Annotated in this window: 23 protein-coding genes; 8 read left to right on the top strand and 15 right to left on the bottom strand. The window is 62.3% G+C overall.

Features of this window, described 5'->3' with window-relative positions; translation table 11 throughout:
- Positions 1-43: 43 nt before the first annotated feature.
- Entirely contained in the window at positions 44-1,129 is a 1,086-nt protein-coding gene (locus FEZ59_RS20985; RefSeq protein ID WP_172933130.1) for a PQQ-dependent sugar dehydrogenase, read from the bottom strand.
- A gap of 178 nt (positions 1,130-1,307) precedes the next feature.
- Between FEZ59_RS20985 and FEZ59_RS20980 the strand changes: the two genes are divergently transcribed.
- On the top strand, positions 1,308-2,516 hold the full coding sequence (locus FEZ59_RS20980; RefSeq protein WP_172933129.1) for an MFS transporter: 1,209 nt from the start codon (positions 1,308-1,310) through the stop codon (positions 2,514-2,516).
- Between the two features lie 27 nt (positions 2,517-2,543).
- On the opposite strand, the gene FEZ59_RS20975 is transcribed toward FEZ59_RS20980, so the two are convergent.
- Complete coding sequence (locus tag FEZ59_RS20975) at positions 2,544-3,440, bottom strand: helix-turn-helix transcriptional regulator (RefSeq protein ID WP_007735613.1); 897 nt, start codon at positions 3,438-3,440, stop codon at positions 2,544-2,546.
- Positions 3,441-3,574: 134 nt separating this feature from the next.
- Between FEZ59_RS20975 and FEZ59_RS20970 the strand changes: the two genes are divergently transcribed.
- The 3 genes from FEZ59_RS20970 to FEZ59_RS20960 all read left to right on the top strand — a co-directional run bounded on the left by FEZ59_RS20970 (position 3,575) and on the right by FEZ59_RS20960 (position 7,201).
- Positions 3,575-4,597, top strand: coding sequence for a zinc-dependent alcohol dehydrogenase family protein (locus FEZ59_RS20970; RefSeq protein WP_070795440.1), 1,023 nt, complete (start codon positions 3,575-3,577; stop codon positions 4,595-4,597).
- Positions 4,598-4,994: 397 nt separating this feature from the next.
- The gene (locus tag FEZ59_RS20965) at positions 4,995-6,830 is read left to right on the top strand and encodes an acyl-CoA dehydrogenase (RefSeq protein WP_172933128.1); all 1,836 of its coding nucleotides are present in this window, start codon (positions 4,995-4,997) and stop codon (positions 6,828-6,830) included.
- A 62-nt stretch (positions 6,831-6,892) separates the two neighbouring features.
- Positions 6,893-7,201, top strand: coding sequence for a hypothetical protein (locus FEZ59_RS20960; protein ID WP_242459890.1), 309 nt, complete (start codon positions 6,893-6,895; stop codon positions 7,199-7,201).
- A gap of 18 nt (positions 7,202-7,219) precedes the next feature.
- Here FEZ59_RS20960 and FEZ59_RS20955 read toward each other — a convergent pair whose 3' ends face one another.
- From FEZ59_RS20955 to FEZ59_RS20945, 3 genes are read right to left on the bottom strand one after another with little or no spacing between them, the layout of a single operon-like run.
- Positions 7,220-7,924, bottom strand: a complete 705-nt coding sequence (locus FEZ59_RS20955) for a hypothetical protein (protein ID WP_080910248.1) — start codon at positions 7,922-7,924, stop codon at positions 7,220-7,222.
- Positions 7,921-8,949, bottom strand: coding sequence for a nitronate monooxygenase (locus FEZ59_RS20950; protein WP_021333259.1), 1,029 nt, complete (start codon positions 8,947-8,949; stop codon positions 7,921-7,923). Before FEZ59_RS20950 ends, FEZ59_RS20955 begins: the two co-directional genes overlap by 4 nt.
- Positions 8,950-8,994: 45 nt before the next feature.
- The gene (locus FEZ59_RS20945; protein ID WP_021333258.1) at positions 8,995-10,197 is read right to left on the bottom strand and encodes a YbfB/YjiJ family MFS transporter; all 1,203 of its coding nucleotides are present in this window, start codon (positions 10,195-10,197) and stop codon (positions 8,995-8,997) included.
- 95 nt (positions 10,198-10,292) lie between these two features.
- Between FEZ59_RS20945 and FEZ59_RS20940 the strand changes: the two genes are divergently transcribed.
- The 3 genes from FEZ59_RS20940 to FEZ59_RS20930 all read left to right on the top strand — a co-directional run bounded on the left by FEZ59_RS20940 (position 10,293) and on the right by FEZ59_RS20930 (position 12,430).
- On the top strand, positions 10,293-11,213 hold the full coding sequence (locus FEZ59_RS20940) for a LysR family transcriptional regulator (RefSeq protein ID WP_021333257.1): 921 nt from the start codon (positions 10,293-10,295) through the stop codon (positions 11,211-11,213).
- The gene (locus tag FEZ59_RS20935; protein ID WP_021333256.1) at positions 11,210-11,896 is read left to right on the top strand and encodes a hypothetical protein; all 687 of its coding nucleotides are present in this window, start codon (positions 11,210-11,212) and stop codon (positions 11,894-11,896) included. The genes FEZ59_RS20940 and FEZ59_RS20935 overlap by 4 nt, the downstream gene beginning before the upstream one ends.
- Before the next feature lie 96 nt (positions 11,897-11,992).
- A complete protein-coding gene (locus tag FEZ59_RS20930) occupies positions 11,993-12,430 on the top strand; it encodes an SRPBCC family protein (protein ID WP_007735601.1) in 438 nt (145 codons plus the stop codon).
- Between the two features lie 18 nt (positions 12,431-12,448).
- Here the strand turns inward: FEZ59_RS20930 and FEZ59_RS20925 are convergent, their stop codons facing one another.
- Both FEZ59_RS20925 and FEZ59_RS20920 read right to left on the bottom strand, forming a co-directional pair.
- Positions 12,449-12,916 (bottom strand): hypothetical protein, encoded by a 468-nt coding sequence (locus FEZ59_RS20925; RefSeq protein WP_031331426.1) that lies wholly within the window; start codon positions 12,914-12,916, stop codon positions 12,449-12,451.
- 128 nt (positions 12,917-13,044) lie between these two features.
- The gene (locus FEZ59_RS20920) at positions 13,045-13,671 is read right to left on the bottom strand and encodes a class I SAM-dependent methyltransferase (protein ID WP_172933127.1); all 627 of its coding nucleotides are present in this window, start codon (positions 13,669-13,671) and stop codon (positions 13,045-13,047) included.
- Positions 13,672-13,779: 108 nt separating this feature from the next.
- Here FEZ59_RS20920 and FEZ59_RS20915 point away from each other — a divergent pair, with 108 nt between their 5' ends.
- Positions 13,780-14,025, top strand: a complete 246-nt coding sequence (locus FEZ59_RS20915) for a DUF3253 domain-containing protein (RefSeq protein WP_021346052.1) — start codon at positions 13,780-13,782, stop codon at positions 14,023-14,025.
- Between the two features lie 42 nt (positions 14,026-14,067).
- Here FEZ59_RS20915 and FEZ59_RS20910 read toward each other — a convergent pair whose 3' ends face one another.
- From FEZ59_RS20910 to FEZ59_RS30450, 8 genes are all read right to left on the bottom strand, one after another.
- On the bottom strand, positions 14,068-14,979 hold the full coding sequence (locus tag FEZ59_RS20910; protein ID WP_229756699.1) for an NmrA family NAD(P)-binding protein: 912 nt from the start codon (positions 14,977-14,979) through the stop codon (positions 14,068-14,070).
- A 10-nt stretch (positions 14,980-14,989) separates the two neighbouring features.
- Positions 14,990-15,490 (bottom strand): hypothetical protein, encoded by a 501-nt coding sequence (locus tag FEZ59_RS20905; protein WP_084324714.1) that lies wholly within the window; start codon positions 15,488-15,490, stop codon positions 14,990-14,992.
- Positions 15,491-15,611: 121 nt separating this feature from the next.
- Positions 15,612-16,130, bottom strand: a complete 519-nt coding sequence (locus FEZ59_RS20900; protein ID WP_003943230.1) for a MarR family transcriptional regulator — start codon at positions 16,128-16,130, stop codon at positions 15,612-15,614.
- A 206-nt stretch (positions 16,131-16,336) separates the two neighbouring features.
- Positions 16,337-18,262, bottom strand: a complete 1,926-nt coding sequence (locus FEZ59_RS20890; RefSeq protein ID WP_172933126.1) for a hypothetical protein — start codon at positions 18,260-18,262, stop codon at positions 16,337-16,339.
- Positions 18,259-19,476: a VWA domain-containing protein gene (locus FEZ59_RS20885; protein WP_080910234.1), complete on the bottom strand. Its 1,218-nt coding sequence runs from the start codon at positions 19,474-19,476 to the stop codon at positions 18,259-18,261. The genes FEZ59_RS20890 and FEZ59_RS20885 overlap by 4 nt, the downstream gene beginning before the upstream one ends.
- The gene (locus FEZ59_RS20880; protein WP_172933125.1) at positions 19,473-21,725 is read right to left on the bottom strand and encodes a DUF5682 family protein; all 2,253 of its coding nucleotides are present in this window, start codon (positions 21,723-21,725) and stop codon (positions 19,473-19,475) included. The genes FEZ59_RS20885 and FEZ59_RS20880 overlap by 4 nt, the downstream gene beginning before the upstream one ends.
- A complete protein-coding gene (locus FEZ59_RS20875) occupies positions 21,680-22,768 on the bottom strand; it encodes an AAA family ATPase (RefSeq protein ID WP_003943024.1) in 1,089 nt (362 codons plus the stop codon). Before FEZ59_RS20875 ends, FEZ59_RS20880 begins: the two co-directional genes overlap by 46 nt.
- Positions 22,765-26,103: a DUF4132 domain-containing protein gene (locus FEZ59_RS30450; RefSeq protein ID WP_172933124.1), complete on the bottom strand. Its 3,339-nt coding sequence runs from the start codon at positions 26,101-26,103 to the stop codon at positions 22,765-22,767. The genes FEZ59_RS20875 and FEZ59_RS30450 overlap by 4 nt, the downstream gene beginning before the upstream one ends.
- Positions 26,104-26,307: the final 204 nt, after the last annotated feature.

Raw genomic sequence — 26,307 nt, 5'->3', positions numbered from 1 at the left:
AGGATCCTCGGGCTGGAAGTACTGCGTTCGCCGGAAATCGACATCAGCGCAACGGCACCCGAATGATGCGGTCATCACCGGGGTTGGGGTCGCCGCGTCCGTCGGTGTTGTTCGTCAGCATCCAGAGCGACCCGTCCGGTGCGACTACAACATCACGGAGGCGCCCGTATTCGTCGACGAATTGCTCGTCGGCGGTCGCGGGATCGGTCAAGGGCACCGTGCGGAGTCGCTCACCACGAAGATTGGCGATGTAGATCGTGCCGTCGTGGATGGCGATTCCGCTGGGGCTGGCATCGTCAGGTGACCATTGTTGGAGCGGGTCGATGAATCCGTCTTCACCCGCAATCCCTTCGACCTCGGGCCACCCGTAGTTTCCGCCTGCTTCGATCTTGTTGAGCTCGTCCCAGGTGTCCTGCCCGAACTCGCTGGCGTACATCGTGCCGTCCTCGGTCCAGGCAATGCCCTGGGAGTTGCGGTGGCCGTAGCTGTAGACAAACGAGTTCGGAAATGGATTATCCAGCGGCACATCGCCATCCGGAGTCATTCGAAGGATTTTCCCGGACATCGAGTCGAGGTCCTGAGCTCTGTCTCGACTACCGGCATCACCGACGGTCACGTACAGCATCCCGTCCGGGCCGAACGCGATGCGACCACCGTTGTGGTAGTTGGCCGAAGCGAGCCCGTCGAGAATCGTCTCGGCCGGCCCGAGCGCGAATTCCCCCGGAGCACCGATGATGTCGAAGCGTTCGATCCGGTTCTCCCCGTTCGCGGTGAAGTACGCGTACAGGCGGTTTTCACGCACTGCGATCCCTAGTAAACCGCCCTCACCTCTTGGGCTGACGCCGTCGACGACTCCCACCTCGCGGCTGTTTCCGCCGGCGTCGAGTTCGAGGATTCGCGCGCTGTCGCGCTCACTGACAAGTGGTGTGTCGCCGTGGAATGCGATCGACCAGGGCGCGTCCAAGCCGTCGGCGACGGTCTCGGGTTCACCGAAGGCCGCGGCGGGCGCCGATCGTGTTGTCGTGCTTGCCTGCGGACGGGGCCCTTCAGGATCCTCGCTACCGCAGGCCGTCAGGAAGGCCGAGACGAGCACGGCGGCGCCCAGTCCTCGGATCTGTCGTCGTGTCATGGGCGCGTCTCCCGGGTTCAGGCAGTCTTTGCGCCGACGGTAGCGCGCAATCGGCCACACCGGGAGTCCCTTCGAGTACCCCCAACGAACGGGACTCCCTCGCAGGCGACAGGCGTGATGCCCTGGACGGGTGCGCCACGACATGCGCGTCGTCAACAGAAAGAGAACTGACCACCTCATGATTTCCGCCCCGACCGTCGAAGAAACCGGCCGCCTGCCGCTCGTGATCTACGTGCTGGCCGTCGGAGTTTTCTTGATGGGTACAACCGAATTCGTCGTCGCCGGCATTCTTCCCGAAATCGCGGGTGACCTCGGTACGTCGATCGCGAACGTCGGCCTGATGATCACCGTCTTCGCGTTCGGAATGATCGTCGGCACGCCGGCGATGGCGATCTTGACACTCAGGGTTCCCCGACGCGTGACCTTGAGCTCGGCGCTGGTTGTTTTCGCGATCGGACACGTCATCGTCGCGCTCTCGTCCAACTTCGGACTCATTCTCGGCGCCCGCTTCCTCACAGCCGTGGCGACGGGCGCATTTTGGGCGGTCGCCGCCGTGGTCGGAGCAAAAGCGGCAGGCCCGGCGTCTTCCTCGCGCGCGCTCGGCATCGTCTTGGGTGGAGGCATGCTCGCGAACGTCATCGGTGTTCCGCTCGGCGCTCTGGCCGGTCAGAGCATCGGGTGGCGTGGTCCTTTCTGGGCCCTCGCCGCCCTCGCACTCGTCGCCGCGGCCGTCGTCCACCGATTGGTACCCGCCGACACCGACTCCGGTGCGGTGCCGTCCTGGCGAGCGGAGATCGCCAGCCTACGGGACGGACGCATCTGGCTCGTTCTGTCCGGTTGCGCCGTCGTGTGCGGGTCGTCGCTGGCGGCGTACAGCTTCATCTCTCCGCTGTTGACCGAGAACACCGGACTTGCTGCGTCGGCAGTGCCGCTGGTGCTTGTCGGCTACGGACTCGGTGCGTTCGTCGGCTCCAATCTCGGCGGTCGACTCGGTGCGAAGCATCAGTACGGGGTCTTGTTCGTCTCGGCAGCGATGACGTTTCTCGTACTCGGAGCGCTCTGCCTCTTCTCGCACAACGTGATCGTGACGGTGATTCTCGTAGTCATGCTGGGACTATTCGGCATGTCGACCAATCCCATCCTGATCGGGATGGCTGTGCGTTATGCCGATCAGGCGCCGACGATGGCTTCTGCTCTCAGCACCTCGTCGTTCAATCTGGGCACGGCGGTCGGCTCCTGGATCGCCGGGTTCGCGTTCGCCTCGAGTCTCGGTGCCACTGGGCCGGTGTTGGTAGGCACCGGCGTTGCCGCTCTCTACTTTCTGCCGCTGATGATCCTGTTGCGCAAGGAACGCACGAAGCGCACCACCGTCGAAGTCGTCAACTGACGACCCGATCAACCGTCGCGCAGTTCGTCAGCCGTCCGTCAGCGACCGCTCCGACACGTGAGGAGCAGAGTCCGCATTCTCACTGGCTGCCAACGAGGCGAGTAGCTGCATCCGTTCCGCGGAGGGCGATCCCGGCTCTGCGGTGTAGATCGTGAGCGTCAACCCCGGCTCGGCGGCCATCTCCAAACCTTCGAAGGCAAGCGTCAGCTCCCCAACGGCGGAGTGGTGAAAAGTCTTGAATCCGGTGCCGTGATGGCGGACGTCGTGCGCGCCCCACCGACGCCGGAATTCCTCACTCCGAGTGCTGAGTTCACCGATCAGATCGTGCAATTCCTTGTTGTGCGGATCTCGCCCAGCCTCGGTTCGCAGAATCGAGACGGTCACCTCGGCAAACGCGTTCCAGTCCGGATAAAACTCGAAAGCCCTTTCGTCGAGGAACGTGAAGCGCGCGATGTTCGGGGGCTGCCCCGGCATGTCGTAAAGGTCCTTGTAGAACGCACGCGCGAGTGGGTTGACCGCAAGAAGATCCATGCGACCGTTCCGCACGAAAGCGGGTCCTGCGGTGACTGCGTCGAGCGCCCACTGCAGGCTCTGATGGGGCTTCCAGCCCTTCGCATTTCGCCGACGCGGGGGCCTGGCTACCGGGCTTGCCGCGTGCGCGAGATCAAAAAGGTGGGCGCGCTCGGCGTCGTCGAGTCGTAGGGCCTTCGCGATACTGTCGAGCACTCCGGGCGATGCGCCGCTGATCGCTCCGCGCTCGAGCCTCGTGTAGTACTCGACGCTCACGCCAGCGAGGGTTGCCACTTCACTTCGACGCAGACCTTCCACGCGGCGGTTCGATCCGGCCGGCAGTCCAACTTGTTCGGGCGTGACTCGGGCGCGCCGCGAGGTCAGGAATTCGCGTACTTGCGCTCGATCGTCCATGCCATCGAGCGTAAGTCAGTGACCGGTAGCGAGGGAGTCCCTCGCAGTACCACTATCGCGCGGGACTCCCGCCCGCCGCCGAATCGTGATCAGGTTGAAGTGACACGAAGAAACCGATGGTGAGGAGCCACGTCATGCGCGCTGTCGTCATGCATGCCCCCGGCGATGTCCGGGTCGAAGAGATCGAAGCGCCGGTGATCGTCGAACCGACCGACGCGATCATTCGCGTTACAGCCACCTGCGTCTGCGGTTCCGACCTCTGGCCTTATCGCGGCATCGAAAAGCTGAATGGCCCGACGCCGATGGGACACGAATACGTGGGCGTCGTCGAACAGGTCGGCCCCGAGGTCAAAGACATCGAAGTTGGGGACTTCGTCGTGGGCTCGTTCGTCGCGTCGGACAACACCTGCGAAATCTGCGAGGCGGGCTTTCAGTCTCGCTGTATCCACCAGGTCATGATGGGCTCGGTCGGCACCCAGTCCGAATACGCTCGCATCCCGCTCGCGGACGGCACCCTCGTCCCTGTCCGCGGAGAGCCGACCGAGCGGCAGGCTCGCAGCCTCCTTGCAGCCTCCGACGTACTCGGCACCGGTTGGTTCGCCGCCGTAGCTGCGGAAGCCGGACCAGGCAAAACGGTCGCCGTCGTCGGCGACGGTGCAGTCGGACTCCTGGCGATCCTCGCTGCCAGACAACTCGGCGCCGAGCGGATCATCGCCATGTCACGCCACGCCGACCGGCAGGCACTCGCCACGCAATTCGGCGCCACCGACATCGTCGAAGAGCGGGGCGACGCGGGCATCGCGAAGATCAAGGAACTCACCGGCGGCTACGGCGCCCACTCGACCGTCGAAGCCGTAGGCACCCAAGAATCGATGATGCAGGCTATCGGAGCTACCCGCCCCGGCGGACATGTCGGCTACGTCGGGGTATCCCACGGCGTCGAACTCGACGGCATGAACCTGTTCTTCGCGACGGTGAGCCTGCTCGGCGGTCCCGCGCCGGTCAGGCGATTCCTACCCGAACTGATCGAGCTCATCATGACCGACCAGATCGACCCAGGCATCGTCTTCGACCTCACTCTCCCGTTGGAGGACGCCGCCGCCGGCTACCAGGCGATGGACGAGCGGCGCGCCACCAAAGTGCTACTCACCCTCTGACCGATACCAAAGGCTCACGAGACAGAACTGGGTTCTCCACGCCGATCGAGGAACGTCTCGGCTACCAACGAGAGGCGCTCTTGGTTTACCGAGCAGCATGTTCACTGATCACAGCGAATGCGTTTGATGCCGAAGGTGAGGATGGGCACTTCGATTGGTGCGCAGCTGCTTTGACCCAAGAGGATGCTACGCGACTGATATGCACCCCCACCAGCGGAAACCGATTGTACGAGTGAATGTTTCAATGAGAGCGGCTCGGCGCTACTTTGTAGCAACGAAACTCGTCTCTACCTACGGTTGCGTACTGAATTCCTTGTGGGGCAGGCTTTCTTGTGTACTGCTGACGAGCCGTATCTGCTGACGAATCGTATTGCTGACGAACCAAGGTCGGAGAACAATGGGTCACTACAAAAGCAACGTGCGTGATATCGAGTTCAATCTGTTCGAGGTGCTCGGGATCGGCGAACTGTTGGATGCCGGCGCATACGGGGACCTCGACACCGACACTGTGCGCAACATTCTTGCGGAAGTAGCGAGACTGGCAGAAGGCCCGGTCGCCGCGTCCTTCGCCGACGCGGATCGGAACCCTGCCGAATTCGACGCACCCAATCACGCAGTTGTGGTCCCGGAACCTCTACGCAAGACGGTCGAGGCGGTGAACGAGGCCGGTTGGTCGCGACTCGGCCTACCAGAAGGCATGGGTGGTGTTCCTGCTCCGGCGCCGTTGGTCTGGGCGATCGGCGAAATGTTGGTCGCGGCAAACGGATCCGCAAGCTTTTTCAACATGGGTCCACTCATGGCGAGCGTGCTCTACACCATCGGAAACGAACAGCAAAAACACTGGGCCAAAGAAGGATTCGAACGCGGATGGGCCGGAACGATGGTGCTCACCGAACCAGACGCCGGATCCGATGTAGGCGCAGGCCGAACAAAGGCAATCGCGCAGGACGACGGCACCTGGCACATCGAGGGCGTCAAGCGGTTCATCTCCGGCGGCGACGTCGGAGACACGGCCGAGAACCTCTTCCACTTGGTGCTTGCCCGGCCCGAGGGAGCCGGTCCAGGAACCAAAGGTTTGAGCCTGTTCTACGTTCCGAAATCCCATTTCAACTCGGACACACTTGAACTGGGAGAGCGCAACGGTGTCTACGTCACCGGCGTCGAGCACAAGATGGGCCTCAAGTCTTCCCCAACTTGCGAGCTCACCTTCGGAGCGACGGACGTTCCTGCCGTCGGCTGGCTCGTGGGTGATGTCCACAACGGTATCGCCCAGATGTTCCAGGTCATCGAGAATGCTCGAATGATGGTGGGCACCAAGGCTACCGGAACACTGTCCACCGGCTATCTCAACGCCCTCGAGTACGCAAAAGAACGAATTCAAGGCGCAGACCTCACCGAGCTGACAAACAAGACCGCGCCCCGCGTGGCCATTACGCACCACCCCGACGTCCGACGCAGCCTGGCGATGCAGAAGGCCTACGCCGAAGGCCTCCGAGCGGTCTACCTCTACACCGCTGCACACCAGAATGCTGATGTCGCCGAGTTGGTTTCGGGTGCGGATGCCGAATTGGCGGCGCGGGTCAACGATCTGCTGCTGCCGATCGTCAAGGGCGTCGGCTCCGAGAAGGCCTACGAACTGCTCACCGAGAGCCTGCAGACCCTGGGCGGCTCCGGTTATCTTCAGGACTACCCCATCGAGCAGTACATCCGCGATGCCAAGATCGACACCCTGTACGAGGGCACCACGGCGATCCAGGCGCAGGACTTCTTCTTTCGAAAGATCGCACGCGACCGCGGCGTTGCACTCGCTCACGTAGCCGGTCGCATACGAGAGTTCATCGACAGTGAGGCCGGGAACGGTCGACTCAAGGCCGAGCGAGTCCTACTCGAGACCGCCTTGACCGACGTGCAGGAGATGGCCGGGACGCTCACCGGCTATCTGATGGCTTCCCAGGACCAACCCTCCGAGTTGTACAAGATAGGCCTCGGCTCGGTGCGCTTTCTGTACGCGGTAGGCGACCTGCTCATCGGATGGCGCCTGTTGGTGCAAGCGGAAGTCGCGTTGGCAGCCTTGGATCGTGACGCGTCGGCAAAGGACCGGTCGTTCTATCGGGGCAAGGTAGTGATCGCGTCGTACTTCGCCAAAAACATCCTGCCTATCCTGGCGTCGACGAAAGAAATCCTGGGTTCCCTGGACAACGAGATCATGGAACTCGAGGAAGACGCATTCTGACAACGTGCCATAGTGAAAGCATCCCTGATACGTACATGCAGTACTGCGTGTGGACGGTGTCGATGCTCGATGACGGCCACTGCCACCTCGCGCTCGACGCTGGACCACGGCCGAAGCACAAGAGTGCAGGAACCAGTCCCCTGATCGGCGTCAGGGTCGTCGGGCCGCACATCGAACAGCCTGTACAGGAGTTGACGGCCCTGATCGCCGGCGAAGTCCAGGACGAGCTGGCCGGCGGATTTCCCTTTGTGCACTGGCCCACCGAGAAGGACCGACTCTTGATGCCGACATTGCGTGGCGGACGCGCGGTATGGGTGGTTCGCAGCGCTGATCGCATTGTCTCCGAGATGGGCGAGCTCTGCCCGAGATGAAAATGCTTGCTGCGTGATTCAAACGTGGTCGTGAACCGGCGACGGAATCTTGTTGGAACGATACGAGTCTCCGCTCCGGTTCGGCCGCCAGAGACGCCAGTGTTTCGCGGACAACCGGAACGGGAGATGGTCTTGTAGGTGACGAGCACCGGACGACAACCGTTCGTCTGCAGGCAGGTTGAGCCACAGGGACAGTGAGGATGCCGCGTTGCCGAGGGTTGCGCGTATGCCTGACTCGCCGAGAATCCGGCCGTATCCATCTACGGCAAAACGGCCGAACGTGTCGGGGGTGATGTCGGGGTACGGCGCGCGGGTGTTGGGGTCGATCAGGCGTACGGGCGCGCTGCAGGTCAGCGCCGCCACAGAACGTCCGTGGGTTGTGACCGCATCGCAACCAACGAGGGCATCGAGCGCTTCGTTGACAGAACCAGGTGGGACGTTCCATTCGGTATGGGTTTGCGCTTTGTAGCGGGGCCCACCGAAGAGTTCGGTAGCGAACGATGACAACTGCGCGGTCGGCTCGGATGGCCCACTCTGGTAGATCTCGAACGTCCACGACGGCAAAGACACTGGTTCGGTGCAGGATTCCAGGAATGTCTGCAGCCGCTGAAATGCAACATCGGGACGCTTGACTCGAAGCGAGTGTGCACCACCGGCGGACCCGGGCAACCCGTCGTATGTCACTACTTCCGGCAATCCGGCTTCCGGTGTCCGCGCCGTCACAGGTTAGCCAATCGCGAAAGCACTACCCCGGCTGGTTCCTCCGTCGCGTGGCGATAGCCGGTGCCGGCCCACAGGTGCATTCGCTCGGGATCTGCCTGCGCAACAGCGGCTTTGCGCATCGGGTTGGTCAGGTGATGGATGGCCGGATACCCGATGGGCGCTTGTGCGTCGTAGTGATCGATGAACTCGTTCCGAAGTGCCCGTGCAGGACGTCCCGTGAAAGCTCTTGTGACGACCGTGTTCCCGCGTGACGTGTCGGCCAGAGCTGCCTTGTGCGGAGCCGAGGCACCACTCTCCTCGGTGCGCAGCAGTACGGTACCGACCACTGCCGCGTCCGCTCCGGCACGTAAGGCTGCAGCGACGTCGGCGGAGGTCGCCAGTCCACCGGCCGCCAATAGCGGAACAGAGGTGCGGTGACGGATCTGAGCGATCAGTTCGGTGATCGGTGTTTCTGCCGGAACCTGCAGGGGAGTGAGCGTTCCGGAGTGGCCGCCGGCAGCCGACGATTGCACGACAAGCAGATCGGCACCGGCGTCGACGGCAAGGAGCGCCTCTGCCTCCGAAGTCACAGTGAGGACGACAAGTGAACCGGCAGCGCGCAGCGCCTTGATGACGCCGGGTGCGGGAAAGCCGAAAGTGAAGCTGACCACCGGAACCGGGCTGGCCAGGAGCAGATCGATCTTGTCCTCGAAGTAGTCGTCGTCTTCGACCGGCTCACCGTCAGCCAGTGTGATGCCGTAGCGATCCGCCTCGACCTGGATCGCCCTGGTATAGGCACGGTACGCATCGACGTCGACAGGCACCGGGTTGGGCGCAAAGACGTTGACACCGAACGACACTCCCTCGGCGCGCACGGTGTCGATCTGGTCGGACAGAGCCTGAGGCGTCTTGTACCCGGCGGCGAGGAATCCGAGACCGCCTGCGCGAGAGGCAGCAGCAACAAGTGCCGGTGTGGAAGCGCCGCCGGCCATGGGCGCTGCGATGACAGGGACCTTCAGGTCGAGATCGGTTGTGAGTGCGCTCATTCGAACATCTCCAGTCCTACGTCGGGTAGTGCTCCGGCGGTTTCGTCATCTGACATCAAAAACTACCTCCTCAGTCGAGGTGGCCGTCCGAGGGTCCGCATCGAGATCGGAAGGGAATCGGAACCGCAAGGCCGCGGCGGCCACTGCCGCGCCCAGAACGACGGCCGCACCCAACAGCAGAGCGTCGCGATACCCGTCTCGCAGCAACGGAGTGACAACGAGTGGGCCGAGAATCTGACCGACGCTGTATCCAGCGGTCAGCAACGCCACGGCGCGTGGGAACTGCAGGTGCGCGCCGATTGCCAACACAATTGACCCGATACCAAGGAAGGTGACACCGAACAGGAAAGCTGAAATCAGTGCGGGGCCGACGCCTCCGATCACAGCAGGAAGCGCTATGCCCACCGCCTGAATCAACAGGGCAACGAGAAGCAGAGTCGGCCTCGACCAACGCAGGCTGAGCCAAGCCCACAGGGCGCACGAGGGAAATGCGGCCAGACCGACCACTATCCAAGCGCCGCTGCCGACCCATTCTGGAGCGGCGAGATCGATTGCGGCAACAAGGAACGTGCCCGCGATGATGTAGCCGATGCCTTCCAGGAAATAACTGATGAACAAGGCAGTGAACCAGCGTTGGGAACTGGGAGTTCCCGGCGCGTCCGGTGTGATGATCGGACGCGGTTCCGGCGTCAATCCCCAGGCTGCGACCGCACACACCACTGCAAGGGCCGCAGATGCCAGCCAGGCTGTACTCCAGGTACCGATGAAGCGGACGACCAACACGAGGACCCCGGACAGGGCGATACCCAACCCAACTCCACCGAATCCCCATCCGGCCAAGAATTGGGACTGCCCCCGAAGGTGCGCGTGCAAAGCGCTGACGGCGATCATGAAGACGAGGGCACTGGCAATGCCTGCGACGAGCCGCAGGGCGAACCAGATGGATCCGTCGTGGGTAGTGGGCATGAGCGCCAAAGTCGCGATGAGGACCACCAACGACGTACGCATCACCGCTGCCGAGCGCACCACGCCGGGAATGAGGATTCCCGCGAGCGCACCGATCAGGTACCCGACGTAGTTGGCCGTCGCCAGGGTGGCGCCGAGCGAGGCGGACAGACCGGCCTGCGTGTGCATCAACGGCAGGATCGGTGTGTAGACGAATCGACCGATTCCCATGCTCGCCGCCAGCGCAGCGGCAGCTTGGACAGCGTGCGCTCGCGGGGAGACGCCGTTGTGGATTGTGGTCATGGTCTTATCGTGTGCCCCGGCCGCGCCGGACCGCCACGACCGCTTTGCTCCTGACTGATAGGCACAACCTCCCACCGCACGTAGCATGAAGGATCGTGGAGCTGCGTCAGCTGAGATATTTCGAGGTCGTCGCCGAGGAACTGCACTTCGGCCGAGCCGCGGCGCGGCTACTGATAGCCGGGCCGTCATTGTCGCAGCAGATCATGGCACTCGAGCGCGACCTCGGCGTCAAGCTGTTCGTCCGCGACCGCCGTTCCGTCGCTCTGACGCCAGCCGGCGCCGCCTTGCTCCCTGATGTCCGTGCGCTACTCGAGAGTGCCGAGAATCTGCGACGCCGCGCGGAGCGTCTGTCCGGAGCGGAGCCCGTCCGGATCGGCTACGTCAATTGGCTCCCCACGGATCTGATCGCGCGCACTTCAGGGGTCGCGCAACTGCACGTCGACGCCTGGGTGGTGCCTTCGCACGCGCAGGCCGCGCGGGTAGCGGACGGCAGCCTCGACCTGGCGATCGCCTGGGTGCGGAAAACCGATGTCGCCCAACATGCTCTGAGCGCAAGACTGCTCGGTGCGGATCGGCTGTACGCGGTCTCCACCGGAGAGGACACCACACCGGTGCGGGCACGCGACGTCGTCGTACTCGTCGACGACGACACCACCTCCTGGTATTCGTGGAACGTCTACGCCGAAGAATTCGCTCGCGATACCGGCGCACAGATCCTGCGCATCAACGACGGTGGTATCACCGGTCCGGCATTCTTCGATCACGTCCGTGCCGTCGGCCGTCCGGTCGTCAACTCGCCCAAAGGGCAGACCATCACGCTGCCAAGCGATCTCACTGCACGTCCGGTGATCGACCCCGCGGCAATCTGGACGTGGTCTCTCCTGTGCCGCGAGAACGAAACGCGCCCTGCAGTTCTCGCGGCCGTCGACGCTCTCACCCGCGGCGTCACTGATCTCGAAATCCACGAAGACGGGTTATGGCTACCCATGGACGATCCTTACCGGAGGACTCGATGACACGACGCGCTATTCGAGTTTTCTGGGGACGACGGCCGGAATCGGTGCAGGCCGTGGCCTCCCGGTGGCGTCGGACGTTGGAGCAAGTCGAATTCCTGTTGCCCGAGGTGGTCGGCGGGTCGTGGCAACAGATCCATTCCGCTGGACCTGCTACTGCCGTGACCGTCGACCAGTTGGCGCAGGTCCTCGAGAACGCGCAGGCCGCCGAAGACTGGTCGGATCGTCTGGGAATCGGATTGAGGCTCGCATCCAGTGGAGGGCCCGAATGGGGGCTCGAACTCTCCGGGTTGGCGGGCGGCGAACCTGAAATCGTCCTTCAGTCGATGATTCTTGCCGTCAGCGCGCCGGACACCGCCGAAGTTCCTGAGACAGAACTACTTCGGATGCTCGCCGCGGAGTGGGAACCGGACTTCGGAGACGTCACCGACGACAACATCCTCGACGCTCTCGAAGACGAGTCCGACTATCGCGTCGGTGATCCCGTGATCGGACGAGTCGGCTACCTCTCGTCCGCTCGCGCTGACGCGATCCCGGGTGACCTCGCAGCAGGCGTTGCCGCGTTACCGGGCGGCGTGTTGCTACAGATCGGGGCCGTCGATGGGGTCGTTCGGGCGTACGAGCGCCTGCGCGAGACCGGCGCACTCGATCCGCTTCCGCGTCCACTGGACCGCGCAGTCCTCTGAAGACGGTTACCGTTTGTCGAGTTTGGGTAGCCCGGGCGTCGGAACGAACTCTCACCGCGGCACTACCGCCGAAAAATGAACCGAAAGGCCCACCGCATGGTTGACGTCACCCGCAAATTCACCGCCGAGGTACCGATCGAAAAGGCTGCGGCGTTTCTCCGCGACTTCGCCAATGCGCCGACGTGGGATCCGGGCACCGAGAGCTGCACACAGATCTCCGACGGTCCTGTCGGCGTCGGAACCCAGTGGCACAACGTGTCCAAGCTATTCGGCGTCACCACGGAACTGACGTACACGCTGGTGACCGACGAGCTGAATCACGTTGTTCTCGAAGGAAAGAACAAGACTGCCACCAGTACCGACGACATCACCTTGACTTCGGTGGGTCCGAACTCGACCGAGATCGAATATCACGCGAACGTCGAGTTCAACGGTGCCGCCAAGATTGCGTCGCCTCTCCTGAAGGCGGGATTCGAAGCCAAAGTGGCACCAGAGACGGTGAAGAAGATGACGGAAGCCCTCGAAGCGCTCTGACAGTCCGTCAGGTTCTTGTCACTGTGGGTTGCCGCCGCTCGCGCCACCGTTGCGAGCTTCGATGGCATCGATGGACTTCGTGAACGACTTTCCCAGCACTTGGGTGCCGACGAGTCCGAGTACCGACGCCAGGAGCTTTCCCTTGAGGTTCTTGCCGTCCCGGACCACGACGGCATCGACATCGGTCAGGCCCGTCGGCTGCCGGGTCAGCGTGTAGGTATGGCTCGACGCCCCGCCCCACAGGTTGGAGTCGGTGGTTGTCATCACGACGCGGTGCGGGTCGGTCCAGTCGTAGTGCAGACGCTCCCAGATACCACTGGAGCCCTCGGTGACATCAGCATCGTGGGGTCCTTGTTGGTGCACTTTCAGGTAGCTGTCCGCACTGCGGCCGAAGATTTCCTCACGGCCCGGGCCGAAGTCGGTCAGGCCGGCAAGGACCTGTTCGGGCGTCGCAGTGGTCGTCTTGTGAAGATGGATCGTGGTCATGGCGCCTTCTTTCAACTGTGGATGATCCGGTGCTGAAAAAGCCGGGGAGTGACTCATCCAGCACACCACTCACACGAAATGAATGAAAGAGAATTGCTCGCCCTGTCTCGATCCGCTGTCTCGATCCGCTATTCGACGCCGCGCCGGCTGGCAGTGATTGCGCCGTGCGGCCTGTAACCGCTCCCCGTCCGGGTATGGGTCTCGATCACGTCGAAACCCGCTGTGACCAGCACCTCGGCAAGTTCGGTCACCGGCCATCGATAACCAGTCGTCGCGGCATGATCAAAAGGCTCTACGGTTGCGCCTTCGAAGAAGCCCACCAGCAACCCACCACCTGGGCGGATCACGCGCGCGAATTCAGCGAGCGGTGCCTCGATATCTTGCGGGTGATGGTGAATGAGCGAGTACCAGGACAGCACGCCGCCCAGTGAATTCGTTTTCGCGTCCAATGCCTCGAAGCCCCCGACCTCGAAGGAAAGATCCGGGTATCGGGTGCGGGCTCGTTCGACGAACTCGGGCACGAGATCGATCCCGCTCACAGCCAGCCCGCTCTGGGCCAGGAAGTCTGTCCACTGCCCCGGCCCGCACCCGGCGTCGAGTACGGGGCCGGTCAAAGTGGCGGCCCAGCTGGTCACCAGGTCCCGATCAGATACGTGCGTCGAATCCATCGAGCCGAAGAGGTCCGTGTACTCCTGGGATCTGGCCGAATACGACTTTCGGACTACGTCGCGGCGCGTTGCACTCGAATTCTCCACGCCGTCAATAATTATCGATGTGCACCATTCCTTCGCCACAACTCGCCGAACCGAAGGTTCATACTCTGTTGAAGGCCTACGGTCACGACCGGAAACTGAGGTCATACGGTGGAAGAGAAAGAACTGGCGGCGAAGATCCGCGAACTACTCAGTGCCCGATCGGCCGAGTCGAGCATCTGCCCCTCCGACGTGGCCCGCGCAGCGGCACCCGACAATTGGCGTCCGCTGATGGAACCCGTCCGAGAGGCTGCCCGCCACATGGTGGCCCACGGCGAAGTACAGATCACCCAGGGCGGCGAAGTCGTCGACCCGGAATCCGTACGAGGTCCGATCAGGATTCGGTGGGCTCGTTGATCAACCGCGTGACTTCTGGCGGCGCTGCTCTCGCAGCGTGAATCAGCGGAAACGGTCCAGATGCTCACGCAGGAACGCATCCAGGCTTCGTGGCTCACGCCCCAGGACACGTGCCACCGTGTCGGTGGGTGACTCCGGGCGCGAGACGGCAAGTTGCTGGATCTCCAGAATGTGCTCGGCCAGCCACGGAGGCATGTGGGCATGATCGACGAGGTTTTGCCGCAGTTCGTGCGGTGGCAGGTCGATATATTGGACGGGGCGATCGAGCATGCGGGTCAGAGAATCGGCGATGCCGCCGTAGCCGACTGCCTCGCTACCCGTCAGGACGTAGGTACCGCCGGCGAGGTCGGCGCGTGTGAGCACGGCCGCGGCGACGTCACCGATATCTCGGCAGTCGATCCAGTTGCACGGCGCGTCCCGCATCGCGCCCAGAATCACCCCTTGCGCAGCCACCGCCGGAGCCAGGAGCAACAGATTCTGCATGAACGCATAGGGGCGGAGCAGAGTGTGGCGGATCCCGGATGCGCGCAGGTGTTCGCCGACGGCATGGTGGCCGCGGGAGAGAGCGATGGGGGAGTCGGCCGCGGCGGCGGGGTCGGAGATCTTGACGATGTGTTCGACGCCGCTCTCGGCGGCTATGTCGATCACACGCGTTTCGAGCTCGACCTGTTCGAGTCCGTTGGCCATGGCGAGGAAAAGTTGTTCAGCCCCTTCGAAAGCCGTGCGTAGCGAAGTTGAGTCTGCGGCATCGGCCCGCACTACTTCGACCAAACCGTCGGCCAAATCGCCGAGGTGGGCGCGCAGCCTGTCCGGGTCGCGGGACAGCGCTCGGCTCGGCACACCCGAGGATGCGAGACTGCGTAGCAACGCGCCGCCTGTGGTTCCGGACGCTCCCATGATGACGATCATCGTGTTCCTTTCGGTCTTCCCCGCGAAGCCGGGGATCTTTGACATGTGTTGTCTGTCAGGGATTCTGACGGCGCCATCGCCAGCTGACGATGACGGCAGCGACAGCGGCAGATATCGGTAGATCGAGTTGCAGGCGAGCAAGCCGAGCAGTGTCGACCACGCTCGTGTGAGCTGGTAGCCAACGGGAGGCGAACCACCCGACGAGGCCTGCAATTGCAGCGGCTCCGACGGCAAGAATTGCCGCCACCATGACGCGAGGCAGAGCCGTGGTCCACGGTCGTGACCTCCCGCGACGCTGCAGCCAGGAGCCGATCAGCAACGCCACCACTGCCGACGTGCCCGAAATGGACGTAAATGCCGCCATCGTGAGGCCCGATTGGCCGGATGCGACTCCGCCCGCACCCGCCATCAGCGCAGGGGCAAGGTAGGCGACCAGCACCTCTCTCCACAGGGTGAATGATCGTGCGGCGCGACGATCGGCAACCGGGTCGAGTCGATTGGAATCGGTTATCTCCCTTTTGTTTTCGCGACGGATCGGCGGGGTGTGTCCGGACATGAAGGAGACCAACTTTCCGTTTATAATTAGGTGGCTAACTATTTGGGCATGGAAGGAGAAGCCTCTGTCGAGAATTGACGACGATTCGAATCGCTACGCGACGGCTTGGAATCCCAGCCGACTACTCCGCAGTCAGCGCACCGATACCGCGAACGACCCGCGAGAGCAGGTCCAGAAAAACCGCACGCTCGTCGACAGTGAGCTCGTCGACCATTTCCTCGAGACGAGCAAAGTGTTCGGGCGCCATGTCACGTAAACGCTGAGCGCCGCGAGCAGTCAGGACGACCACCGCACCACGCCCGTCCTCGGCGGACGGACGCCGAGCGACCAAACCCTCCTGCTCGAGGCCGTCGACCAGCCCGGTCACCGTGGCTCGCGAGACGCCGAGATCAGCGGCCAGTCGCGAGGGAGATTTCTCCCCGTCGTGGTCTTCCAGATCCGCAAGCAATCGGTAACGGCCGGTCGACAGTCCATACCTCGCGAAGTGAACCTCGGTTGCTCGACCGAGCCGCGCGCCCGCCGAGATCAGCCGCACCGCAACCAGCACCGCCTGCGGATCGGACCCGAGGCCGTAATGCTCCAACTGCCGCCGCGCCTGATCCAACGTGGGTGAGTCGTGATCGGTTCCGTCCACTGCCATGCAACTAATATGGCACCTAACTACATTCTGGTCAACCCTTCACCAGAGCGAGCGTCAACGCTGCCGAAGCCGTGCGCGAGTTGCAACAGGTCCAGATCGGCATGACTGCGAGCCAGAACCTGTATACCCATTGGCAGCCCCTCAGAATTGAAGCCTGCAGGCAGGCTGATGGCCGGCAGGGTCGCAGCGAGGCAAAGCCGAGTGTCTCAACGTGATTCGATGGCCGTGACGATCCGGATCACAGCATGAACCCACGCATCTGCCGACGTCTCCAGCTCACCGAACGAAATCGCACCGGCTACGCACTCCACGGCTCGCGCCGTTGAAGCCATACCGACCATGACTACCCCCGCTGCACAACGACAAAGCGCAGAAATAGTAGGCTCAGCCGCATTTCTCAGCCCGCGGTGAGCGATGTCCGCGAGTACGGATAGAGCTCCCTCCAGCGCACTGTCGATGGCGTCCACACCGCCCGTCGCAACTGCGCGAGTCATCGTCGCACTGCCGAGGCCTTCTTCGAGATCGGGAACGATGACGCCGAGGTCGCATGCAACAGCGAATGGTGTCATCCACAACGCACCGGCTCGGACAGTCAGCCGACCGCTCACGGCCCTCGGCCGGGCCGACATTGCCCGGACCATCGCGTCGATTGCACCGGGCGCATGCGCTCGATGTACGACGCTCACCTGCGCCAGGTTGCCACGCCCATCTCCGACCCGCATTGTCCACATCTGTTCTGCAGGAGCGTAATCGGTGCTGATTACAGAATCTATTCGCATCACACCGACGCCATCGGTAGTCAGCCGGGCTCGGGCAAACGACGGCGGGCGCTCGATGAACCGGCGATGCATCTCGGCGTAATCGTCCACCACGTCAATCGATTTTTCCCACGCGTCGACGCCGAGAGGGAGAATGGAAGTACGCCCGATCCCTTTACGCCCGAGGCGGATTCTGTGGTTGGCACGGCGAACCGCTGATTCTGTGAGCACTGTCGATGAAGCCAAAGCGGCGACCGTCGAACCGGCAATTCGGCGAGTCGAGATCGCATACCCGGAGAGTGCCTCGTCGGATTCACTCGACCAATCGTGACTCATGAGAAAAACTGCATCCGAATCTGGTTCGGCGAAGTAGATATCGGCGGTAGTCGAATCGCCAGTCGCCGTCACCCTCGCGCCGAGGCTGATCAGACGTGAACGACGCAGCGGAGTTTCACCGGGAGTCTCGGTCCCTAGTGCTGTCCCGGCAAGCGATGAATCGACCGATTCACCGAGTTCGACCCTCGCATGAATCTCGGCGATGATCATCGCCACTCGTGTGCGACTGTGCCCGGCATGCCGCATCGAATAGGCCTCGATCTGGTCAGTCAGTTCTATGCACGCATCGGCCAACCAGATTGCGGAACCTGCCTCAATGGCGCGCGTGTCTCTGACGGCAGTGGCGTGTTGCACCGCCGTTGTGGTGGACAGACCGTCCACGAGGATCGTCCGCGCCAAGGCCCTTGCCAGAGCACTTCGATCAGCATCTCGCACGACTGAACTCCGACCCACGTGCACATGGTCGGTTCCGGATTCGTCCGCCGCCCGAACCGCCCACACGGCAAGTGCTATCGCTTCTGCCGTCGTGTGCGCAGATGCCGAAGAATGGGCGTGACTCAGTTCGTGTGGGACCAAGAACCGGACCGTGCAATGCGGGAGTTCGACTCGCACAACAGGATCTGCACCTCGAGCTCGATGCACTGTTGCCTGGTAGCCCTCCCGCCTGGTCCGATTCGCCCGTGCCAGTACCGCCGCTCCGAGAAATGCCTCCAGCGCCTCGTCATCGAATTCCCCTGGTGTCCAGTCTATGTGATCGAAGCTCGACTCGTGATTCGCCCGATAAACGAGAACAAGACCGACACGGTGCCGGCACACCGAGCTTGCGCCACACGTGCACGACGCTTCCGAGAATGGAACGCCGGCAGGAAGACTGGTTTCGACACCGTCGCCGTACCGGACGAGGATCCGTTCGCTCGTCACCAAGAGTTCAGGCGTTTCCTCGGCGAACATACGCGCGGCTCGCTTGACGAGCCCGCGATTAGCGACCAGCGCAAGCGCATCGTCGGTGAGCGCAGCCAGATCAGGCCGGGACGTCATCGAATACAACCGGCCACGAATTCGGCCAGCCCTCCGGGAGTCATCGCACCGACGTGCACACCCAATCGCGTCAAGCGACGGGCAATTTCACGGTCGTAATCAGGGTCACCAGCATCGTCGAGCGCAGCAAGCGCCAGGACACGCACACCATTGTCAGTGAGACCGGCAACGCTCCGGACGAACCGATCCGGTGCACTTTCGTACAGATCGGAGATGATGACAACAATCGTTCGTTGCGGCGTATCCACCAGTTGCGCGGCATAATCGACGGCCTTTGCACCGTCATTCCCGCCTCCCAATTGGACGCCCATCAAGAGCTCGACCGGGTCGAGAACCTCGGACGTGAGATCGACGACATTGGTGTCGTATGCAATGAGGTGAGTCCTCAATCCGGGGACATTCCAGAAACATGCAGCGGTGATCGCCGAGTGGATGACAGAGTCGATCATCGATCCGGACTGGTCGACCAACAGAATCAACGTCCACGTATCCGTGTGCCGACGAGTTCGCGAAGTGAACAAAGGCTTTTCGATAGCAATCTTGCGTGTTTGCGGTGACCAATGCTGCAGATTAGCGCGAACCGTTGCCTCGAAGTCGAAATTGCGCGAATTACGAAACGCTGTTCTGTGTCGGCTACGTTTGCCGTGGAAGGTCCTGCGGACGTCCACCGAGAGCCTCTCGATCAACTCGCGTACGACATTGTCGACAGCCTTTTTTGCCATCGCCAGAACTCGGGGATCCATCAGGTGTTTGGTACGCAGCACTGCTCGAAGCAGAGTCACGCTGGGCTCGATACGCTGCAACGCTTCCAAATCTGTCACCACTTCGGTGATTTCGTATTTCTCCACGGCGTCGCGTTCGAGTCGATGAACTGTCTCGCGAGGAAAAAGACGATGGATGTCGTCGAGCCAGTCCACGGCCGTCACCGTCGTTTCGCCGAGCCCATTGGGGCGGTACCGCCCATCCTTGCGACTCGGCGGAACCGCACCCGGGGAACCGGGCGTATCTCCGCCACCCGGGTTGTCTCCAGTCGTTACGGAGTCGGTCCCCTGCAGTCGGGAAGTTCCAGCGCGAACGCCCTGCGCGCTGCGAGCCGGGTCACGGCCGTACAGCCACTCCAACGCGTCGTCGCGTTCAGCCGCATCGCCCGTTGGATCACCGAGTACTCCGGCCGACGCATCACCCAGAATCAGCCGCCATCGTTCGATGTTCATCGCATACCGATCTGGGCAAGCGCGTCGTCCACCCGGGCGTCGAGCTGCCTTCCGACATCCAGGGAGTTCACGACTGCAGCCTCTGGTGTCGACGTTGTCAGGCGGCGCGCGATGATGTCGCGTTCACGGGGAGGGAAGAATTCGAAGGACTGCCGTAGCGCGGGAAGTGCTGTCAGGAACTCGTGTTCGGACAGTCTGCTCACGATTTCATCGACGGCGGTCAACACTGTGTCGCTGGATTCCGCGTCCAGAAAACGCTCACGTGCTACTCCGAACAGTCCGCACAACCAATCACCGAGGTGTTCTGCAGGAATCGATCGAACGGCGTCGACTGCTGCATCGGGGGGAATTCGATCCCAGGACGTTCCCAGGGCCGATCCCCTGATGTCGACCGCGGCACCATTGTCACGAGCCAGAGCGGTCAGTTCGTCGGCCGGATCAGTCGAGAGGATCTCCGTCGCATACTCCATCGCATCGGATAACGCTGCGAGAGCCGATATCCGGAGGAGATCAGCGCCACCGGTCGTGGCCCGAACTCGGTGCGCCAGCGCAACGACCTGCGACGACGCCGAATCAATTATCGCCCCGAGCAGGGTGGACCCTCGGCTCCCGAAGAGTGAATCGTGCCGCCACAGGTCCAGAGCGGCTCGAAGCAGCAGGCCTGTGCCCCCGAGATCTCCTACGCCCTTCAATAATTCGGATGCGATCGACTCGGTTCGGTCAGCCACCGAGTCGAGTCCACAAAGAACTGCATCGAACAGAATGTGTGCAAGACGCTCGACATCAGCCGCAGCCGAAGTCAGCGAAGATTCCAGGGTGGCCCCAGCTGCCTCTACCAGAGTATGGCCTTTGGCTGCAGCCTCGACCAGCACCGGGAGGCGGTCTGCGGAGTCGACAATCGTCCACCGTTCTGTCGACACCACTGCAGAACCACTGCCTGGACCTGCAGTTCGCTCGAATCCTGGCACTCCCAGCACACGCAACTGATGTAGTGCACGACTACGCTGACGACTACGCTCGTCGGCCAAGTCGAGTACAACAGGGCCGGGCAAGAGGTCGAACTCCTCGAGGAGCATATCGACGTGACAAACCAATCCCGGTACCGGTGAATCAGGGTGTAGCGTGCCCCGCCGATCACCTCGCATCGTGCGCATACAGGCCGAGATGACGGGGTCGGGTTCCGGCCCCAGAGGTTCCCCTGCGAGTGTCCAAGGCAGCGGCGACGCCAACGCCTCACCCACCAAGGTACTTGCTGCAGCATCTAATACATCTCGTCGCGTCGGCAGCGTGTGACCACGGATAGCGGCGAGTCCGAGGATCTGCGTACGGAATCCGATGAAATCCGTTGTCGAGACGCGTTGATTCCGGGATCGCAAATCACGGACGATCGCCGCGGCTGCAACCTCCCCGGCCGATGCCGTTTTCTGCCAGAGCTTCTCGTACCACCATGGTGATTCCAGGTCGAGACGACTGTAGGAATAGGGGACCAGGTAACTGCCGATGTCGACATCAGGGCCCGCGGTCGGAACGGCGGGCCAGGATCCGTCGGTCGGTCTACCGCGAGCCAGTTCGGACATGATCGCCGGCCGATGACGCCCGCCGCAGACGACAACGACAGCACCGCTTCCGGGGCGCTCGCGAGCGGCCCGTATCCACGATGCCATGTACTGTTCGCGCTCGGATACTGTGGCGTCACCTACCCGGATCGCATCGAAGTAGTCGTCGAGGACGGCAGTCAATTCCTCGACAGTGAGCGTATCGGCGCGCGACTCGACGACGTGATCCCACATCGCGTCGACCGTGTCCAGTCCCAGTCGGGCCGCCAATACTGTTGCAGCCACACTGTACTCGTCCGGCGGCCCGTCGAAAGCGGGGTGCCAGGCGGGAAGATCGATCAACCGAACCTCCGCCGACACCTTGGAGGCCGACCGAAGGGCGATCCATTCTGGAGACCAATCGGTGAAGGCAGCCCATGTCACACGTGTGTGCGCTCCTCGTCGCACGTGGGAGTACAGCGCGATCGGTAACTTGTGATCGAGTCTCAGTTCATCGATTCGATCGGTGAAGTCTGCGGGTCCCTCGATCAAGACATGCGTCGGCTGCAAGCGTTCAATGGTCTCCGCCACGATCCGAGCACACGCAGGGCTGTGGTGCCGAATCCCGATCACCACGACGTCGCGACCAGCGTCCACCACAGCGACGCTCACGGTCCGGTCAGACGTGCGTGCGCCCGGCGTAGCTCTTGCCATGCCGCACTCGTCCGCTGCGACCCTACTTTCTCGACGTAGCGGCGCAACCGGGCAGCATCCTCACTGTTGTCTTTCGTCGCCGTGCCGGCCAGGGACTCGGCGAGGTCGGTGACGGTACCGGCGTCTCCTCGCAAGAACCACCCACGAATACCGGTGGCATGCGCAAGGGACACCGCTTCAGCCGTGCTCATCACCGATGACAGTCGCTCGACCGGCGATCCGTTCGCGGTGAATCCTGTACGTAGGTCACGAAACAGCGTGACCAACAACTCGGACACTGCCGGATCTTGTTCTGCGGCTACACCGGAAGCACGCAGCAAGGCCGCCGATTCTGTTCGCACGAGTTCGACTTCGGTGTCGAAATCGGCGATCGGGTGCACGGTCTCGAAGTTGAAGCGCCGTTTGAGTGCGGCGCTCATCTCGTTGACGCCACGGTCGCGGGTGTTTGCGGTGGCGATCACATTGAAACCCTCACGGGCATAGACCATTGCGTCGTCTCCGGAAAGTTCCGGGACTGCCAGCACCCGTTCGGACAGCAACGACAACAGAGTGTCCTGCACTTCGAGCGGACACCGCGTGACCTCCTCGAACCGCACGACGCGTCCCTCGGCCATTCCACGCATCATCGGCGCTGGAACCATCGATCGAGTCGAGGGGCCTTCCGCGACGAGCAGTGCATAGTTCCACGAATACCGGATCTGATCCTCGGTCGTGGCGGCACCGCCCTGGATCGTGAGGGTCGAATCCCCGCTCACGGCAGCGGCGATGAGCTCTGACAGTAGCGATTTGGCAGTACCAGGTTCTCCGACCAGCATCAATCCACGTGTCGTCGCCAAGGTGACGAGTGAGCGTTCGACGAGCGATGCGTTGCCTACGTATTTCGGCGCTATTCCCAGCTCGACGTCGCCCATGACGAACGTCCGCGCCGACGTGAGGGTTAGACGCCACCCCGGTGGTCGCGGCCCAGTGTCTTCTTCGGCCAAACGCGCAAGTTCCTCGGCAAACCGCTCCTCAGCCGGTGGGCGCTGGACTCGTGAAGTCACGAGGCGAACCCTGCCAAGTCTGCGATGAGTTCGGAGACCGTCGCACGATCGACATCGTTCAAAGTCCCCCCACGGAGTTCCACCGAAACGAGCTTCTGATCGGGGTACCCGTTGTAAGGGTCTCCCGTCCCCATCCCGGGCTCCAACCCCAGCAGAACAGACACGTCATCGCTGAGCTGGTACAGCAGGCCTTGTCCCCAGGAAGCTGGGTTCTCCCACACCGGTTCCCATCCTCTGTACGTCAACCGCAGTGCCTGACTGGGGCTGGCGGTTACTCCGGTGAATCGACTCAGACCACTCCCGTCGACGTCATCGGGTAGCGGATCGTGGACAGCACGACCCAACTGTGGGAAAGGCTGCAAGATTTCGTAGTCGGCGAACACGTCGGACCACGCGCCCACCGTATCGGGTATGTGCGCGGGGTGTACTAGCCCGATACGGCCCTCCGGTAGCTCGACGGTCTGGTCGTCGATGTCGGCCAAGGTACTGTCCTCCGCGACCCGGAACACGACTGTAGGCAGACCGCTGTCATCGAACGATGCCCACAGCAGTCGCCGTGCAAGGTGAATCAGCAGCGGATGGCCGAGCACGAAGTCGTCGAATTCTGTCCTAGTCCAGCGGCGCCCGGTAACCATCGAACGGTTCAGGCGTTTGATCTGCTCGGCAGCAACAGCTTTCGTTTCTCGCTTAAGCTCGGTGAATCGCTTCTTCGCACTCTCGGCGAGAACAACGTCGTCATTTCTGGTGGGTTTGGGCAGTCCTGACGTCTTCTTACCTCCTCCGTCGAGCACATAAGGCACGAGAGCCTCCGTGAAACCGACGGTGAACATCCGCGTCCCGTAGTCGAAGTTCATAGTGCCGTCCGGCGTCAGATCGAGATCAGGAACGATCCGGTCGGCCAGCTGTTCTCGATCGAGCCCGAGACTGTCGGCCAACTCTGCGACGCGTTGTGCCGCTCCGTTCTTCAACGACTTGAACTTCATTTTTCGGGAGATGTGATCGAGTTCTGTCAACGCGCGGGCTGACCCATGTGCAGCCAGTGCATCGAGACCGAGTTGTGCTCGTGCTGCACCATTCTCACCTGGCCACCGTCTGACGAGGGGTGCCAATCTTGCCACGGTCGAATCGTCGCCGAGCCAACCCAGCGCAAGAATCACCCAGTTGTCCTTCGACGGAGCGCTGGCACCCCACCATCGTTCGAATAGTTCCCACGCGGCCTCGGCGAGCGACGATCGGTCACAGTACGCAGTTACTACATCGAGTCCGGCGTAAGGAGCGTCCGCGGTTCCGATTGCGCACATCGTCAGGATCGTCGACACCGCCGACGTCGGCAGTGCGGCTGATCGATTCTCGTTCAGAATCAGCGGAAGTGAAGAGACATCCACCCAAACCGGAGTTTTCGGTATCCGCTTGGGCAACATCTCGAGCGGGTCGAGATCGACAATGCCGGCGACTACCTGCCCGGCTTCGGGGCCGTACCGGTTCGCTCCGTCGACCACTGTCTCGCGTGAGGTTGTTCTGGCGAGCGCACGCAGGGCGGCGGCAGCATGATCACGTTGAGCACCTGCCGGACCCACTGCGTCTGGAACGAGTAGTGCCACTGCATCTTCAGCGTGTCGGACCAGCCACGCCATCGCAGGTTTGCGGAGATTCTTCCTGGTGGCGAACATCGTCGCATGCACGCGCGCGACATCGATATCGACATATGGCATCAAGTATGGCGCCGCGGCACCTGGATGAGCGCGCGTGAAGCGAAGCATCAGCGGCAGCGCATCGAGTTCGTAGCGAGCGACAACCCGAAGTGGATCCTTGAGCGAGGTTCCGGGCCAGTCCGTCAGGAACGGGCGCGCGATTTCGTCTGGGGCCAGTAGAAAAATCACCCAGGTGTTCCAGTCATGGGTGGAACGCGGTGATACATCCTGCACATACTGTTTGTAATTTTCCCACGTGGTGTAGGAGTAGTCGCTCGGAGTGTTCTTGATTTGTTCGAGTTCACCTGGAAGCCAGACTATTCGGCTGATTTCAGGAGCAACGAGATCACCGATCACCGCGACCTCGAGCGCTTTCTTTCTGTTCGACCATGGCGGCGCGACGAGAATGGGCGGAAGATCCGTGGCCTCGGGCGTCGGCGTCGACAATTCGGCGATCCTTCGCCTTGCAGGCTCGGGAAGTGTAGGCGACAGCTCGGCGGCGATGTCGGGATTCGCCCGCACGTGACGGTCCAACAGGTTGATATCCCTCTCTGCCAATATCTTCAATGCTCGACGTGGGTAATGTTGCATTGCGTGTAGGACCGCGGGCAACGCACTCTTCACGTGGCGACGTTCGACCAGAGCAGTGAAGGCTTCGTCGGTGGGTATCGCCGAGAGCGCCCAGAGGATTCGGAGCAGTGTCGCCTCGTCCCTCATGTGTCCGTACTGGTTTGGTTTGTCGAACGCATCGACCAACAGTCCGGTAAGACCTGCACCTATGCCGTCAACTACTGCCGCAACCATCGCGTCGTCCTCGAGCCAACTGCGCATTGCGTGTGAGTCGGCGACCCGTTCGAGCTGCTGTACCGTGTTCGACGAAACCGTCAGCTGAGTGTTCCAGTGATACCACCGAGCGCGCATTCCCATGATGAGTTCTTCCGACCATCCTTCCTCGGTCGGAAAGATGTACGACGCCGTCAAACGGCGGGTGCTGTTGGTGCGCATCGACGACGCCACCTCTCGGGCTGCGGCGTAGTCCTCGTCAGAGGCTGTCGCCAACAGACCGCGCATACGGTCGAGCATGTGCTCTCGGACCACTTGCGCATCAGGTTCGTCCGTCCGCCCGAGCTGCTCGCGCAGTACATACTCAGGCATCTTGTATCCCGCAGCTGGCGACTCACCGCCGATGTTCGCCACTACAATTACCGCGTCGGGTCCCAGCTCTGACACAGGCACCGAAACATGAACGAACCGCAGGTCGGCCCATTCCAAGAGTGCTTCGACCGCGAAGACCAACCCGTGCCGTGCCACCAACCCGTCCACGAGAAGTGTCGATTGTTGCCGGTCATTATCTGCGTAGCGGCCGAGTATGCAGTACAAAGCAGCTGCACCGACAGCGGAGATCTCACCGGCTTGATACTTCCGGGCGGCGAGGGTGAGCTCGTCAGGATCAGGATCATTGACCAAATACGCTGAACTGAATTCGCCAAACTGGTCGTCGCTGTCGAATTGTCGATCGAGTTCGGCACCGGCTGCGGGATCGACAGGTGCCACGTCGGCGGCAAAACCGCCGCGCCGAGGGTACTTCATCGGCAACCACGACGCGGGCGGCACGGCAGTAGATTCGGTCGTGGTGTGGTTCACGCGTCTCCTCGAGATCCCGGCCCGGTCGGCGGGCGTAGCCAGAATGATAGCGATCCGAACGATCGGCTTGTTCGACATTCCCGAACGCGGCCCCCGACAGCGGTTGCGGTGACGTCCTCCTGCACATTGGCACAGGGCCGAATACGGGATCGACGCTACAAGCGACTGGTCGAGTATCTGCTGCTGCTGACAATCGAGCCGCCG

The sequence above is a fragment of the Rhodococcus sp. MS13 genome, from assembly GCF_013277835.1.
Classification (GTDB): domain Bacteria; phylum Actinomycetota; class Actinomycetes; order Mycobacteriales; family Mycobacteriaceae; genus Rhodococcus_F; species Rhodococcus_F erythropolis.
Note: the sequence above shows the minus strand (reverse complement) of the source record. Positions and strands in the feature narration are given on the sequence as shown.

What these genes read in the sequence shown, in the direction of transcription:
- FEZ59_RS20970 (WP_070795440.1), top strand. Translation starts at nt 3,575, where the DNA reads ATGCGCGCTGTCGTCATGCATGCCCCCGGCGATGTCCGGGTCGAAGAG.
- FEZ59_RS20960 (WP_242459890.1), top strand. Translation starts at nt 6,893, where the DNA reads ATGCTCGATGACGGCCACTGCCACCTCGCGCTCGACGCTGGACCACGG.
- FEZ59_RS20885 (WP_080910234.1), bottom strand. Translation starts at nt 19,476, where the DNA reads ATGAACATCGAACGATGGCGGCTGATTCTGGGTGATGCGTCGGCCGGA.
- FEZ59_RS20935 (WP_021333256.1), top strand. Translation starts at nt 11,210, where the DNA reads ATGACACGACGCGCTATTCGAGTTTTCTGGGGACGACGGCCGGAATCG.
- FEZ59_RS20925 (WP_031331426.1), bottom strand. Translation starts at nt 12,916, where the DNA reads ATGACCACGATCCATCTTCACAAGACGACCACTGCGACGCCCGAACAG.
- FEZ59_RS20965 (WP_172933128.1), top strand. Translation starts at nt 4,995, where the DNA reads ATGGGTCACTACAAAAGCAACGTGCGTGATATCGAGTTCAATCTGTTC.
- FEZ59_RS20905 (WP_084324714.1), bottom strand. Translation starts at nt 15,490, where the DNA reads ATGTCCGGACACACCCCGCCGATCCGTCGCGAAAACAAAAGGGAGATA.
- FEZ59_RS20930 (WP_007735601.1), top strand. Translation starts at nt 11,993, where the DNA reads ATGGTTGACGTCACCCGCAAATTCACCGCCGAGGTACCGATCGAAAAG.
- FEZ59_RS20880 (WP_172933125.1), bottom strand. Translation starts at nt 21,725, where the DNA reads ATGGCAAGAGCTACGCCGGGCGCACGCACGTCTGACCGGACCGTGAGC.
- FEZ59_RS20950 (WP_021333259.1), bottom strand. Translation starts at nt 8,949, where the DNA reads ATGAGCGCACTCACAACCGATCTCGACCTGAAGGTCCCTGTCATCGCA.
- FEZ59_RS20980 (WP_172933129.1), top strand. Translation starts at nt 1,308, where the DNA reads ATGATTTCCGCCCCGACCGTCGAAGAAACCGGCCGCCTGCCGCTCGTG.
- FEZ59_RS20975 (WP_007735613.1), bottom strand. Translation starts at nt 3,440, where the DNA reads ATGGACGATCGAGCGCAAGTACGCGAATTCCTGACCTCGCGGCGCGCC.
- FEZ59_RS20900 (WP_003943230.1), bottom strand. Translation starts at nt 16,130, where the DNA reads ATGGCAGTGGACGGAACCGATCACGACTCACCCACGTTGGATCAGGCG.
- FEZ59_RS20890 (WP_172933126.1), bottom strand. Translation starts at nt 18,262, where the DNA reads ATGACGTCCCGGCCTGATCTGGCTGCGCTCACCGACGATGCGCTTGCG.
- FEZ59_RS20910 (WP_229756699.1), bottom strand. Translation starts at nt 14,979, where the DNA reads ATGTCAAAGATCCCCGGCTTCGCGGGGAAGACCGAAAGGAACACGATG.
- FEZ59_RS20985 (WP_172933130.1), bottom strand. Translation starts at nt 1,129, where the DNA reads ATGACACGACGACAGATCCGAGGACTGGGCGCCGCCGTGCTCGTCTCG.
- FEZ59_RS20945 (WP_021333258.1), bottom strand. Translation starts at nt 10,197, where the DNA reads ATGACCACAATCCACAACGGCGTCTCCCCGCGAGCGCACGCTGTCCAA.